Source organism: Paracoccus sp. TRP (genome assembly GCF_000185925.1).
Classification (GTDB): domain Bacteria; phylum Pseudomonadota; class Alphaproteobacteria; order Rhodobacterales; family Rhodobacteraceae; genus Paracoccus; species Paracoccus kondratievae.
Window position 1 is genome coordinate 28471 of sequence record NZ_AEPN01000035.1, and the last position, 13210, is coordinate 41680.

Sequence of the window (13210 nt, forward strand, 5' to 3'; positions counted from 1 at the left end):
TCAGGAGGGTCGGGTCATTCTGCCCCCGTCAATACAGGAGACCAAGATGCTGACTCTATATCATGCGCCCAAAAGCCGCTCATCATCCGTCGTCGTGCTGCTGGAAGAGCTGGGCGTTCTGGACAAGGTCGATGTTCGCCGGGTCACGATCCCGCGTCAGGACGGCTCGGGTGCCCGCGACCCGGCCAACCCCCACCCCGAAGGAAAAGTGCCCTATCTGGTCAACGGTCAGGATCACGTACGCGAACGCGGCGCGATCATGCTTTATCTGACCGACACTTTCCCCGAGGCAGGGCTGGGCCCTCTGCCAGGCGATCCCCGGCGCGGACAATATCTCAGCTGGCTCAGCTGGTATCAGGGCGTGCTTGAGCCGGTGGCGATCCTGCATTTTTGCGGGATCAACCATCCGGCGCTGGCCGCAAGCCTGCGCGATTATGATACCGCCGTCGCGCGGCTGGACGAGGTGCTGACAAAGCAGCCTTATCTGCTGGGAAAGGATTTCTCGGCAGCTGATTTGCTGGTCGCGGGCCCGTTCATGTTCTTTGGCCCCGAGCAGATGCCGCGCACCCCCGCCGTTGACGACTGGGTGCAGCGGATTCAGTCGCGCCCCTCGATGGCGCGGGTGGCCGAACTGGACGCCTGAGCGGTTGAGCCCGCGGCGGGAAGCTTTGCCAGCTGCACCATCAAAATTCCCGCCGCGACGATCAGCGCGCCGATCACATCCGAGACGCCAAACCGTTCACCCAGCAACGCGGCAGCGATCCCGACGCCAAAGATCGGCGACAGAAAGTGAAAGGTGGCGGCTCGCACCGCGCCGATGCGGTTGACCAGCCTGAACCATAGCCAGGTCGCGCCAATTCCCGGCGCGACCACCGTATAGGCAAAGGCCCAGATCAGGCCGGCGCTCCATTCGACCGGGCGGCCCCAATCCATCAGCAGGGCCGGTATCACCAGCAGGATCGCCCCGACCGCCATCTGCAATCCGATGATCATCATCATGTTGCGGCTGCCCCCTGCCCCACGCGCAGCCAGCGTCGCAAAGGTCAGTGCCACCATACCGATCAGGCACAAGATCACGCCGGGGATATCCAGCCCATGTTGCAGCCGCACCCCCATGATCAGGGTGACGCCCGCGACGCCCGCGATCAGACCGGCAACGGCAATGGGCCGCAGCCTCTCGCCATAAAGAAGCCAGCCCAGAAACGCCACGACCAGCGGCATCATCGAAGCGATGATCGACGAAACCGAGGCCTCGACATATTGCATCGCGACCCAGCTGAACCCCAGGTAAAGCGCATTCTGGCACAGGCCGAACAGGATCACCGTGCGCCATTCGGCCCGGGTCAGATGCCAGTTCTGCCCCATGGCACGCGCCATGGGAATCGCCACCAGCGCGGACAGGCCAAAGCGGATGACCAGCGCCGTCAGCGGCGGGGCGGACATGACAATCATGCGCGTCGAGGTAAAGGCCGAGGCCCAGACCACCGCAAAACCGACGCCCATCAATATCGCGCGGAAATCCATCCTGTCCCCCCGGTGTTGCATGCGCATGGGACACGGATGCGCGGGGATGCACAAGGGGCGGCGTAATCACCCGCGCAGCAAACCGCCCGCAGGTGCGAAAACCCGGACCCCGTAAGATCGGGGCGCCGCAAAAGAAAAGAGCCGCGCAGATCAGATGCGCGGCTCATTCCCGTCAGTAAACGCGGGATCTCAGGCGTTCACGCTGTCTTTCAGCGCTTTCGCGATGGTGACCTTGACCACCTTGTCGGCCGGTTTGGTCATCATCTCTTGGGTTTGCGGGTTGCGAACCTGACGCTCGGGACGGGCGCGGCAGGCGACCTTGCCGATCCCCGGCAGGGTGACGGCGCCACCCTCGGCAACCGTGCGCGACACGATGGCCGAGATCGCGTCCAGAGCCGCGGCGGCGGTTTTCTTGTCGCTGCCCATTTCATCGGCCAGCGCGGCGACGAGCTGAGTTTTGGTCATCGGTTTGGAAGCGGCCTGAGCCATTTTCTGTCTCCTCGTTGTTCCCGTTCGGGAAATTTTCGGACGCCACCTTGGCGGCACGCGTGTCGCTACACAAGCTTTTTAAGCGCAGATCAAGCGTTTTCGGCGAAATTCCCCAGCAAACGCTGCGAAAAGTGCCTCGCAGGACCAGGCTACAGGAACGCGGTCTCGTTAAACGAACGCAACTTGCGTGAGTGGATGCGCTCCAGCGGGGTCTCTCGCAGCTTCTCCATCGCGCGAATGCCGATCTGCAGGTGGTTTGCAACCTGCGTACGATAAAAGTCGGTGGCCATGCCGGGCAGCTTCAATTCGCCGTGCAGCGGCTTGTCGCTGACGCAAAGCAGCGTGCCATAAGGAACCCGAAAGCGGAAACCGTTTGCGGCAATGGTCGCACTTTCCATATCCAGCGCGATGGCACGCGACTGCGACAGGCGCTGCACCGGACCGGATTGGTCGCGCAGCTCCCAGTTGCGGTTGTCGATCGTGGCGACAGTGCCGGTGCGCATGATGCGCTTCAGCTCATAACCCTCAAGCCGGGTAACCTCGGCCACTGCCTCTTGCAGGGCAACCTGCACCTCGGCCAGGGCCGGGATCGGCACCCAGGCCGGCAGGTCATCGTCAAGCACGTGATCTTCGCGCAGATAGGCATGGGCAAGGACGAAATCGCCAAGGCTCTGACTGTTGCGCAACCCCGCGCAATGGCCGACCATCAGCCAGGCATGGGGACGCAGGACGGCGATGTGGTCGGTCGCAGTCTTGGCGTTCGAAGGGCCGACGCCGATATTGACCAGCGTGATTCCGTCCCCATCCGGACGCTTGAGGTGATAGGCCGGCATCTGCGGCATCTTGGCGCCGGTCGCAATGATATCCTCGGGGCGTTCCAGGATCTGGTTTCCGGGCGCGACAAACCCGGTATAGCCCGAATTCGGATCGGCAAGCGCGCGGCGGGCAAAGGCCTCGAACTCATCGACATAGAACTGGTAATTCGTGAACATCACGAAATTCTGGAAATGCTCGGGCAGGGTCGCGGTGTAATGCGCCAGCCGCGCCAGCGAGTAATCCACACGCTGCGCGGTAAAGGGCGCCAGCGGGTGGCTGCCATCCGGGTTCGGCCCCGCAGTCCCGTTCACGATATCGTCATTCATCGTATTCAGATCCGGCACATCGAACACATCACGCAGGGAATAGTCGAGCACGCCTTCTTGCGGGACGTTGAGGTCGCTTTGCGTGGCGACAGCGAAATGGACGGGCATCGGCGTGCTGCTGTCCCCCACGGCAACCGGCACACCATGGTTGCGCATCAGCAGGCCGATCTGTTCGGTCAGATAGCCCCGGAACAGGTCGGGCCGGGTGATCGAGGTCGAATAGGTCCCCGGCAGCGCCACATGACCAAAGGACAGGCGCGAATCTGTCTTGGAATGGATGGGCACCGTCATGCGGATCTCGGGGTAAAAGGCGCGATAGCGCGCGCCCGGCCTGCCGCCTTTCAGGGTCGCCAGAAAGCGGTTCAGCAGAAATTGCGACGAACGGTCGTAAAGCTCGATCAATCGGGCGACGGCGGCGGCCGGATCGTCGAAATAAAGCCGCTCGGCGGGTTCCGGCGTCTCGATGGGAAGTCTGCGGCTGTCGGTTGCATTCATGCGCGCTCTCCAATTTGGAAAGGAGAGTGCCAGCGCCGCACCGGGCTGGCAAGCCGCCACCAGAGACCCTATCTGATGTGCAAAGGAGTGATCCGCATGGAATTTTCCATTCTTGACCTTGCGGTGGTCGCCGAGGGCTCGGATGCCCGGCAGGCCATTGCCAATTCCGTTGCACTGGCCCAGGCGGCCGAAGACTGGGGCTACAGTCGCTTTTGGCTGGCCGAACATCACAACATGCCCGGCATCGCCAGTGCTGCCACCTCGGTCCTGATCGGCCATGTCGCCGATCATACGAAATCCATCCGCATCGGCGCGGGCGGCGTAATGCTGCCCAATCACGCACCGCTGGCCATCGCCGAACAATTCGGCACGCTGGCGACGATCCACGGCCCGCGCATTGATCTGGGGCTGGGCCGCGCGCCCGGAGGCGACGGGGCGGTGATGCATGCGCTGCGCCGTTCGATGCAGCGCAACGAAGATTTCCCCAATGATGTGGTCGAGCTGTTGCGCTATCTCGGCCCGCCCCGCCCCGGTGCACCAGTGGCGGCCCACCCCGGCGAAGGGACGAATGTGCCGGTCTGGATCCTGGGCTCGTCGCTTTACGGTGCAAGTCTCGCCGCCGCGCTTGGCCTGCCCTATGCTTTTGCCAGCCATTTTGCCCCCGGCGATCTGGATCAGGCCGCACAACTGTACCGCGAGCGGTTCGAACAGACCGAGTTCGGCACCAGGCCTCGTTTCATGCTGGCCGTGAACGTCATCGCAGCCGAAACCGATGCCGAGGCGCAAAAACTGCGCAGCAGCCAGATGATCAGCTTTGCCCGGCTGCGGCTGGGGATGCCGGGGCTGCTGCCTCCGCCAGTCGATGATGTGCTGGATGCCATTCCGGTGCGCATCCTGCCCTCGGTCGAACATGCGCTTTCGGTCAGTGCGGTCGGTACACCAGCGACCGTCGCCGCGCGGCTGGATGAACTGATCACCCGTTATCAGCCAGACGAGCTGATCCTTGTCGGCAATATCTTTGACCAACAGGCCCGGCATCGCAGCTTTGCCATCGCAGCCGAGATCCTGCGGGGCCGCGCATGAGGATGCTTGTCTTTGGTCACGGCTATTCTGCCGGCTTCCTCACCCCGCTTCTGCGGGCTGAGGGCTGGCAGGTGACCGGCACCACGCGCAGCGACTCCGCCCGTGTCACAGCCACAGGGGCAGAGCCGCTGATCTGGCCAGGGGATGACGCAGCGGTCGGCCGGGCGATTTCCGGGGCTGATGCGATTCTGGTCTCGATTGGGCCTGATAGCGGCTCTGATCCCGTTCTGGCGGTCTTTGGCGCCCAGATCGCGGCGGCACGCCCGCGCTGGCTTGGCTACCTTTCGACGACCGGGGTCTATGGCGACCGTAACGGCGACTGGGTGGACGAAAAGACACCCTGCGCCCCCACCACCCAGCGCGGGCGCGAGCGGGTCGCCGCCGAAGAGGGTTGGCAGCAGCTTGCCGCCCGGCACGGTTTGCCACTGCATATTTTTCGTCTGGCCGGAATCTATGGACCGGGCCGCGGACCCTTCGCCAAGGTGCGTCAGGGCACGGCGCGGCGAATTATCAAGCCAGGGCAGGTCTTTTCGCGCATCCATGCCGAAGATATCGCCCAGGTGCTGCTGGCCTCGATCAAGGCACCACGGCCCGGGGCGATCTATAATGTCTGTGATGACGACCCCGCCCCGCCCGAGACGGTGATCGGTCATGCAGCGGAACTGTTGGGCCTGCCCCTGCCCCCGGCCGAGGATTTCGCCACCGCCGGAATGTCGCCGATGGCCCGCAGTTTTTATGCCGAAAACAAGCGCGTCTCGAACAACCGTATCAAAACCGAACTGGGCGTGACCCTGCGCTATCCTGACTATCGCGCCGGACTTGCGGCGCTGGCCAGGGCGGAAGGGATCACGGTCCAGAACATCGGCGTTTAGGGCGCGATCGAGCAGCAACCGTTCAGCATGCGCGACGGCTGGTCCTGCCCGTCCAGAATTACGCTGATCGCCAAGGCAAAGTTGCGGTCCGACATGCCATCCGAACATTGCTCGGGCCGCATGAAGGCAGTCAGCCGACCCTTGTCATCCCCGGCGACAAGACCGCGCGAAGGATCCCCCGGAATGCCGTTATCCATCACCTTGCGCAGCGAAAGCTGGCGCTCGGGCTGGCCGGGTTCGCTAAAGACCATACCCTTTTGCACCGTCTTGACCGACCAGAACGGCTCGGTCCCGTAGCATTGCAGGGTCAGGGGCAGTTCGGCCGACTTCCACGCAGAGGCCTGCGGCTTGAGAAAGCGCAGCGCCACCCAACCCGAGCTTTCGCCGATATTCACCCGGCCCCATTTGCCGGTAGCATCGCGTTCGATCAGCTCGATCCCCTTAGCGGTCGAGGCAAGGGTGCCGACGATCTTGGCCTGACCATGAGGCGCCTCGCGCACGTTCAGCTTGTCCCAGGTCTCGACCACGGTGACATCGAAAAGGCGCGGCAGGTAGTCGTCCTGCGCCTGCGCGGCCAAAGGCATTGCAAGGGCAAGGCCAGTCAGAAGGATACGAAGCATTATTTCCTCTCAGGCACGTTTGGCCACGGCCACGCCCAGAATCTCCAGAACCTTTGCCTCGATGTCAGGGGCTGACATGCGGGCTTCGCGGTACATGGCCTCGGGGCTGGCATGGTCGATGAAAGTGTCGGGCAGAACCATCTGGCGGAAACGCAACCCACCATCAAAAACGCCCTCATCGGAAAGAAGCTGCGCCACAAGGCTGCCAAAGCCGCCGACCGCACCCTCTTCGATGGTGATCAGCGCCTCATGCGTGCAGGCAAGGCGCAAGATCAGATCGCGGTCGAGCGGCTTTGCAAAGCGCGCATCGACAATCGTTGGCTGGATGCCACGCACGAGCAGTGCTTCGCGAGCCCGCATCACCTCGGCCAGACGGGTGCCAAAGGACAGGATGGCAACGCCCCTGCCCTCGGCCACGACCCGGCCTTTGCCGATTTCCAGAACCTCGCCATGCTCGGGCATCTCGACCCCGGTGCCTTCGCCGCGCGGATAACGGAACGCGATCGGCCCCGCGTCATAGGCAGCGGCGGTGGCGACCATATGGACCAGTTCGGCCTCATCCGCGGCAGCCATGACCACCATGCCCGGCAGGTTCGACAGAAACGCGATGTCATAGGCTCCGGCATGGGTCGCGCCATCGGCACCGACCAGCCCGGCCCGGTCGATAGCGAAACGCACCGGCAGGCGCTGGATCGCCACGTCATGGACGATCTGATCGTACCCACGCTGCAGGAAAGTCGAGTAAAGCGCGCAGAACGGCTTCATCCCCCCCGCGGCAAGACCGGCCGAGAAAGTCACGGCATGTTGTTCGGCAATACCCACATCAAAGCAACGGCGCGGGAAACGCTCGGCAAAGAGGTTCAGCCCGGTCCCGTCGGGCATGGCAGCGGTGACAGCGACGATGCGGGCATCGCGGCTGGCCTCATCGACCAGCGCCTTGGCAAAGACCGAGGTATAGCTTGGCGCGTTCGATTTTGCCTTGGCCTGCGCGCCGGTCTGAACGTCGAATTTCGCGGTAGCGTGCCCCTTGTCGGCGGCACGCTCGGCCGGGGCATAACCCTTGCCCTTGCGGGTCACGACATGGATCAGCACCGGCCCGTCAGCCCGCGCCCTGACCGTGCGCAACAGCGGCAAGAGCTGGTCCAGATCATGGCCATCGACGGGGCCGATATAGGAAAAGCCCAGCTCTTCGAACAGGGTGCCGCCAACGGTCATGCCCTTGAGCATCTCTTTGGCGCGCCGCGCACCCTCTTGCAGAGGCTGGGGCAGAAAACCGACAGCGCCCTTGGCAACCGCCTTAAGGTCCTGGAACGGACCCTCGGCGTAAAGGCGGGTCAGATAGCGCGACAGGGCCCCGGTCGGCGGGGCAATCGACATTTCATTGTCGTTCAGGACCACGAACAGCCGCTTGCCCAGATCGCCGGCGTTGTTCAGCGCCTCAAAGGCCATGCCCGCGCTCATGGCGCCATCACCGATCACCGCGACAGCGTCGCCCGGATCGCCGCCCAGTTCGCGGGCCATGGCAAAACCCAGTGCCGCGCTGATCGAGGTCGAGCTATGCCCTGCCCCAAAGGGATCATAGGGGCTTTCGGAACGTTTGGTGAAACCGGAAAGACCACCCTCCATCCGCAGGGTGCGGATGCGGTCGCGCCGACCGGTCAAGATTTTGTGAGGATAGCATTGATGGCCGACATCCCAGATGATCTTGTCGCGCGGCGCCTCGAAAACGGCATGCAGTGCGACGGTCAGTTCGACCACGCCAAGCCCTGCACCAAGATGGCCGCCAGTGACCGAGACGGCGCTGATCGTCTCGGCCCGCAGCTCGTCAGCAAGCTGCCGCAATTCGCGGTCGCTGAGGTTTTTGAGGTCCGAGGGCAGTGTCACCCGATCCAGGACCGGCGTCAGGGGACGATGTTCGTTCTGGTCAGTGGTCATGGCTTGCCCCTCTCTCGGGCGGGCTGTCAGGCGTCGCGCTCGATAACGAAACGCGCAAGCTGCCGCAAGTTTCCTGCCGCCTCGCCATAAGGTTCAAGGGCGGCCTCGGCATGGCGCACAAGCTTGCGCGCCTTGTCCTGCGCACCCTCAAGCCCAAGCAGCGACACAAAGGTCGCCTTGTTCGCCGCCTTGTCCTTGCCGGTGCGCTTGCCGATCGCCTCGGGGTCGCCGGTCACATCAAGGACATCGTCCTGAATCTGGAAGGCAAGGCCAAGGTTTTTCGCATATTCCGCCAAGGGGGCCGGGTCCTCGCCCGCCATGACCGCACCGGCGGTGGCGGCAAACTGGATCAGCGCCCCGGTCTTGGCCTGCTGAAGCCGCTTGATCGCAACGATATCAAGGGGGGTGATCGCGGTCTCGGCCGCGATGTCGAGCGCCTGCCCCCAGACCATGCCGCGCGCGCCAACCGCCTCGGACAGCCCGCGCACCAGCGCCAGCCGCACCTCGGCCGAACCGGTCTGCGCGTCGGTCAGTAGCCCAAATGCAAGGGTCTGCAGGGCGTCCCCGGCCAGAATCGCGGTCGCCTCGGACCACTGGACATGAACGGTCGGCAGACCGCGCCGCAGGTCGTCATTGTCCATCGCGGGCAGGTCATCATGGACCAGACTATAAGCATGTAAAGCCTCGACCGCGGCAGCAACGGGCAGCGACGCCTTGTCACCCAGCCCGAAAAGCCGAGCCGATTCCATGACCAGAAAGGCACGGATGCGCTTACCGCCGATACAGGCGTAACGCATCGCATCGCTAAGCTCGCCATCCGGCAGGCAGGACATTGCGCCTTCCAGCGCGGTCTGTACCTGCGCCTTCACATCCTCAAGACGATCCTGCATCACAGTCCCTCGGCCGGGACAGTGCCTGTGGGCTGACCATTCGCGGCCAGCGTAATCTTTTCAACCCGTTCCTCGGCCTCACGCAGGCGCTTGTCGCAATGCGCCCGCAATGCGGCACCGCGTTCGTAAAGCTTGATCGCCTCTTCCAGCGTGGCCTCGCCATGTTCCAGCCGGCTGACGGTCGCCTCAAGCTCTTTCATCGCCTCTTCGAAGGACATGTTCTCGATCTCGGTCACGCCGCAGTCTCCCTCAGCACATCGACATGGGCGCGCGCCGAGCGGCCCAGAGCGGCGAGATCATATCCCCCTTCAAGGGCAGACACCACCGGGGCTGAACAGGTCGCCGCCGTGTCGCAGATCATTCGGGTGATGGCGGTGAAATCGGCCTCGCTCCACATAAGCGCGGCCAAAGGATCGTCGGCATGGGCGTCAAACCCGGCCGAGATCAGCACAAGCTGCGGCCGCCACGCCTCGGCGCAATCACAGATCTGTTCCCATGCCGCGCGGGCTTCGTCCCCCGCGCTGCCGGGGGCCAGCGGCACATTCAGGATCTGCCCATGCGCGCCCCGTTCAGAGGCCGCGCCGGTGCCCGGATAAAGCGGCATCTGATGGGTCGAGGCAAAGAAGGCCCGCCGCTGATGCCACAATACATCCTGCGTGCCATTGCCGTGGTGGACATCGAAATCCAGCACCGCCACCCGGTCCAGCCCGTGGTGATCAAGCGCCCGCAGGGCCGCGATGGCGACCGAGGAAAAGATGCAGAACCCCATCGCCTTTTCGCGCTCGGCATGGTGTCCGGGCGGACGCATGGCGACAAAGGCATTCGGAGCCTCGCCCGCCAGCACCGCATCGACTGCCGCGCAAACCCCGCCCACCGCATGACGCGCCGCCGTCAGACTGTCTGGCGCCAGATAGGTGTCCGAATCAAGCATCGTCCAGCCCTCGGCCGGGACCTTGCGCTGCGCGAGCGCCAGATATTCCGCCGGATGGGCGCGCAGGATGTCCTGATCCGTGCCCTCGGGCGCCTCGCGGCGGTCAAGGTCCATATCCTCCAGCGCCTCAAGCACGGCATCAAGCCGCCCCACACGCTCGGGGTGGCTTGGCGGGGTCACATGCGAAAAGCCGGACGGATGGGTGTATAACAGGGTCATCAGCCAAGGATTATGGCCACGGACCTTTTCCGGGCAAGACAATGTTCCCGATCCTGCCGAAAACGGCAGCCGCGATGCTGCCTCAGAGTGCCTGAACTGTCAGCCGCTGCCCGTCATGGCCCGCTATGCGCACCTCGGTCAGCGAGCCTTCGGGCATGTCGCGATCAAAGGTCACCTCGGTAAAATGCTCGGTCCGGCCAAGGCGGGGCCCCTCGGTCAGCACCATGCGGGATTCGCCGAGCTGAGCCTGTAAATGCCGCGCCAGCGCCGCATCGCCCGCAGCACGCAGTCTTGCTGCACGTTCTTTGATGGCCGGTCCCGGAACACGCGGCATCCGCGCCGCCGGGGTACCCTTGCGCGCCGAATAGGGAAAGACATGCAGGAATGTCAGCCCGCAATCATCGACAAGCTTCAGGCTGTTTTCAAACATCGCCTCGGTCTCGGTCGGGAAACCGGCGATGATATCGGCGCCAAAGACGATGCCGGGCCGCAAACGCCGCGCCTCTTCGCAAAAGCGGATGGCGTCGTCGCGCAGGTGGCGACGCTTCATCCGCTTTAAGATCATGTCATCGCCCGCTTGCAAGGACAGGTGCAGATGCGGCATCAGTCGCGGCTCGGTGGCGATGGCAAGCATCAGGTTCTCATCTGCCTCGATCGAATCGATCGAGCTGATGCGCAGACGCGGCAGATCCGGCACCAGCCGCAGAATGCGCATGACCAGATCGCCAAGGCGGGGCTGGCCCGGCAGATCCGCCCCCCATGAGGTCAGGTCCACCCCGGTCAACACCACCTCGTTAAAGCCGCGGTCGCGCAGGCGCTTGATCTGTTCGACCACCACCCCCGCCGGAACCGAGCGTGAATTGCCCCGGCCATAGGGGATGATGCAGAAGGTGCAGCGGTGATCACAGCCGTTCTGCACCTGCACGTAGGCGCGGTGGCGTCCGAAACCGTCGATCAGATGGCCAGCCGTCTCACGCACGGACATGATGTCGTCGACCTGCACCTTTTCGGTCTCGCCGATCAGGTCGGGGGCCTGCATCGTGGCCCAGGTCGCGGGCTGCATCTTTTCATGGTTGCCGATGACGCGGGTGACCTCGGCCATGGCGGCAAATGTCTCGGGCTCGGTCTGGGCCGCACAGCCTGTGACAATGACCGGAGCACCGGGGTTTTCGCGTGCAAGCCGCCGGATCTCTTGCCGGGCCTTACGAACCGCCTCGGCCGTGACGGCGCAGGTGTTCACGATCACCGCACCTTGCAGCCCTGCGGCCTCGGCCATCTCACGCATGGCCTCGGTCTCATAGGCATTCAGCCGACAGCCAAGCGTGGCAAAGACAGGCGGCTTCGGCACGCTCATCCCCGCCAGACCCCGTCAAAGACATGCGCAGTCGGGCCGGTCATCCAGACGCCATCATCGCGCCAGTCGATTTCAAGCACGCCGCCCGGAACATTGACCCGCACCCTGCGCCCGGTCAGCCCACGCCGCGCCGCAGCGACCACCGCCGCACATGAGCATGAGCCCGAGGCCAGGGTGATTCCCGTCCCCCGCTCCCATATGCGCAGGATGATTTCGCTATCCGAAACGACCTGCACCAGCTCAACATTCGTGCGCTGGGGGTACAGGGGATGATGCTCATGCTCGGGGCCGAATCGTTCAAGATCGACCGCCGCCGCATCGGGCACGAAAAAGGTGATATGCGGGTTACCCATACCGGTTGCCACCGGATCGCCGGGAATCGGCAGATGCAGCGTATCGACATCCTCAGCCAAAGGAATGCGCGCCCAGTCAAAGACCGGAGCCCCCATATTCACGCGCGTCAGCCGGTTGCCCGCGTCCTCGGCAGCAAGCAGGGCGTGATCCGTGGCAAGACGCAGCGCCGTCGCCCCCGATTCGTCCATCAGAAAGCGCGCGATACAGCGCGTGGCATTGCCGCAGGCCGCCGAAAGCGAACCATCCGCATTATAGAACACCAGCCGCGCATCGGCGCTTTCGTCGGGCAGAATAACGGCCAGCTGGTCGAAGCCGACGCCGCGATGGCGGTCGGCCATGGCGGCCACAGTCGCAGCATCAGGCAGCGCGCCAGTGGCGCGGCTGTCGATAACCACGAAATCATTGCCTAGCCCGTGCATCTTCATAAAGGGCAGAAGGGCGCTCTGGCCAAGGTTTTGCTGATGTTCCATGGCGCCGACATACTCCTGCCGAAAAGATTCTGCCAGAGGCAGCGATTTTTCCGCTTGACCCTGTCCGCCACCAACCTTAGTTAGCCCCCGTGCGATGGGCCCGTAGCTCAGTTGGTAGAGCAACTGACTTTTAATCAGTGGGTCACAGGTTCGAATCCTGTCGGGCTCACCACTGAAAATCCTTACATGACAAGCGGTTACGAGAAATTGCCTGCGAGGCGGTTTCGGCGCTAACACCTCCCCGGGGGACACATGGGGGACAATTCGAAGCGGCTCAGGACGCTCCGAATCTACCGCCATCGCGTCGCGCGCCAACCGGCGGCGATAGCCTCGGCCTCGTCGCAAAACCAGCCTCTGGATCAGGGGTTCCACGTCGAACTGACAAACTGACAGAACTGACAGAACCCCGCCCGGCTCGCCTTAAGAGCTCATGCCGCTTTGCGACACTCCCGGAATCCCGCCCGCCTGGCACGGACCTCGGCCTCCAGCCTGTTCACGAGATCCACAATATTGAAGAAGCGTCCCCGGGCGCCGTTGCGGATGACGGCTCGCGCGATCGCCACGGAGATATGGGTCTTGCCGGTCCCGGTGCCGCCGACCAGCACGACATTGCGCTGCTGGCCGGGGAATTCGCCGCTGGCCAGATCGCGCACCAGCGTCTCGTTGATCGGGGTGTCATCGAAGGTGAACTCCTCGATCTCCCGGGCATAGGGCAGCTTGGCGGTGGTGATCTGGTATTTGACCGACCGCGCCTTCTTCTCGTTGATCTCGGCGGCCAGCAGTTCGCCCACGATCTGACGGGGTTTGAACCGCACCGGGTTTGCCGGAGGCT

The 13210-nt window shown here is 63.8% G+C and carries 13 protein-coding genes, 1 tRNA gene and 1 pseudogene; 4 read left to right on the plus strand and 11 right to left on the minus strand.

Translation table 11 applies throughout. The features are described from left to right. Positions 1-46: 46 nt before the first annotated feature. The gene (locus PARACOCCUSGL_RS0115550; RefSeq protein WP_010398494.1) at positions 47-643 is read left to right on the plus strand and encodes a glutathione S-transferase family protein; all 597 of its coding nucleotides are present in this window, start codon (positions 47-49) and stop codon (positions 641-643) included. On the opposite strand, the gene PARACOCCUSGL_RS0115555 is transcribed toward PARACOCCUSGL_RS0115550, so the two are convergent. The 3 genes from PARACOCCUSGL_RS0115555 to PARACOCCUSGL_RS0115565 form a co-directional block, all read right to left on the minus strand. Then, the gene (locus tag PARACOCCUSGL_RS0115555) at positions 598-1524 is read right to left on the minus strand and encodes a DMT family transporter (protein ID WP_029372414.1); all 927 of its coding nucleotides are present in this window, start codon (positions 1522-1524) and stop codon (positions 598-600) included. The two genes, PARACOCCUSGL_RS0115550 and PARACOCCUSGL_RS0115555, sit on opposite strands and share 46 nt — an antisense overlap. Positions 1525-1713: 189 nt before the next feature. Next, the gene (locus PARACOCCUSGL_RS0115560; protein WP_010398498.1) at positions 1714-2013 is read right to left on the minus strand and encodes an HU family DNA-binding protein; all 300 of its coding nucleotides are present in this window, start codon (positions 2011-2013) and stop codon (positions 1714-1716) included. Between the two features lie 149 nt (positions 2014-2162). After that, positions 2163-3650, minus strand: coding sequence for an AMP nucleosidase (locus tag PARACOCCUSGL_RS0115565; protein WP_010398500.1), 1488 nt, complete (start codon positions 3648-3650; stop codon positions 2163-2165). 96 nt (positions 3651-3746) lie between these two features. Here PARACOCCUSGL_RS0115565 and PARACOCCUSGL_RS0115570 point away from each other — a divergent pair, with 96 nt between their 5' ends. Both PARACOCCUSGL_RS0115570 and PARACOCCUSGL_RS0115575 read left to right on the plus strand, forming a co-directional pair. After that, complete coding sequence (locus PARACOCCUSGL_RS0115570) at positions 3747-4733, plus strand: LLM class flavin-dependent oxidoreductase (protein ID WP_010398503.1); 987 nt, start codon at positions 3747-3749, stop codon at positions 4731-4733. Then, entirely contained in the window at positions 4730-5605 is an 876-nt protein-coding gene (locus PARACOCCUSGL_RS0115575) for an SDR family oxidoreductase (RefSeq protein ID WP_010398505.1), read from the plus strand. The genes PARACOCCUSGL_RS0115570 and PARACOCCUSGL_RS0115575 overlap by 4 nt, the downstream gene beginning before the upstream one ends. Here PARACOCCUSGL_RS0115575 and PARACOCCUSGL_RS0115580 read toward each other — a convergent pair. From PARACOCCUSGL_RS0115580 to dapF, 7 genes are all read right to left on the minus strand, one after another. Beyond that, a complete protein-coding gene (locus PARACOCCUSGL_RS0115580; protein WP_010398508.1) occupies positions 5602-6225 on the minus strand; it encodes a COG3650 family protein in 624 nt (207 codons plus the stop codon). The genes PARACOCCUSGL_RS0115575 and PARACOCCUSGL_RS0115580 overlap by 4 nt on opposite strands. A gap of 9 nt (positions 6226-6234) precedes the next feature. Beyond that, entirely contained in the window at positions 6235-8160 is a 1926-nt protein-coding gene (gene dxs / locus PARACOCCUSGL_RS0115585) for a 1-deoxy-D-xylulose-5-phosphate synthase (RefSeq protein ID WP_010398511.1), read from the minus strand. A 26-nt stretch (positions 8161-8186) separates the two neighbouring features. Next, on the minus strand, positions 8187-9050 hold the full coding sequence (locus tag PARACOCCUSGL_RS0115590) for a polyprenyl synthetase family protein (protein ID WP_010398513.1): 864 nt from the start codon (positions 9048-9050) through the stop codon (positions 8187-8189). Next, positions 9050-9286, minus strand: coding sequence for an exodeoxyribonuclease VII small subunit (locus PARACOCCUSGL_RS0115595; RefSeq protein ID WP_010398515.1), 237 nt, complete (start codon positions 9284-9286; stop codon positions 9050-9052). Before PARACOCCUSGL_RS0115595 ends, PARACOCCUSGL_RS0115590 begins: the two co-directional genes overlap by 1 nt. Next, complete coding sequence (locus PARACOCCUSGL_RS0115600) at positions 9283-10200, minus strand: histone deacetylase family protein (RefSeq protein WP_029372416.1); 918 nt, start codon at positions 10198-10200, stop codon at positions 9283-9285. The genes PARACOCCUSGL_RS0115595 and PARACOCCUSGL_RS0115600 overlap by 4 nt, the downstream gene beginning before the upstream one ends. An 82-nt stretch (positions 10201-10282) precedes the next feature. Beyond that, complete coding sequence (gene mtaB / locus PARACOCCUSGL_RS0115605) at positions 10283-11554, minus strand: tRNA (N(6)-L-threonylcarbamoyladenosine(37)-C(2))-methylthiotransferase MtaB (RefSeq protein WP_010398519.1); 1272 nt, start codon at positions 11552-11554, stop codon at positions 10283-10285. Further along, complete coding sequence (dapF, locus tag PARACOCCUSGL_RS0115610; RefSeq protein ID WP_010398521.1) at positions 11551-12378, minus strand: diaminopimelate epimerase; 828 nt, start codon at positions 12376-12378, stop codon at positions 11551-11553. The genes mtaB and dapF overlap by 4 nt, the downstream gene beginning before the upstream one ends. A gap of 96 nt (positions 12379-12474) precedes the next feature. On the opposite strand from dapF, the gene PARACOCCUSGL_RS0115615 reads away from it, so the two are divergent. After that, positions 12475-12550: transfer RNA gene (locus PARACOCCUSGL_RS0115615), tRNA-Lys, on the plus strand. A 283-nt stretch (positions 12551-12833) separates the two neighbouring features. Here the strand turns inward: PARACOCCUSGL_RS0115615 and PARACOCCUSGL_RS20725 are convergent. Beyond that, a pseudogene (locus tag PARACOCCUSGL_RS20725) lies at positions 12834-13210 on the minus strand (ATP-binding protein); the annotation flags it as partial.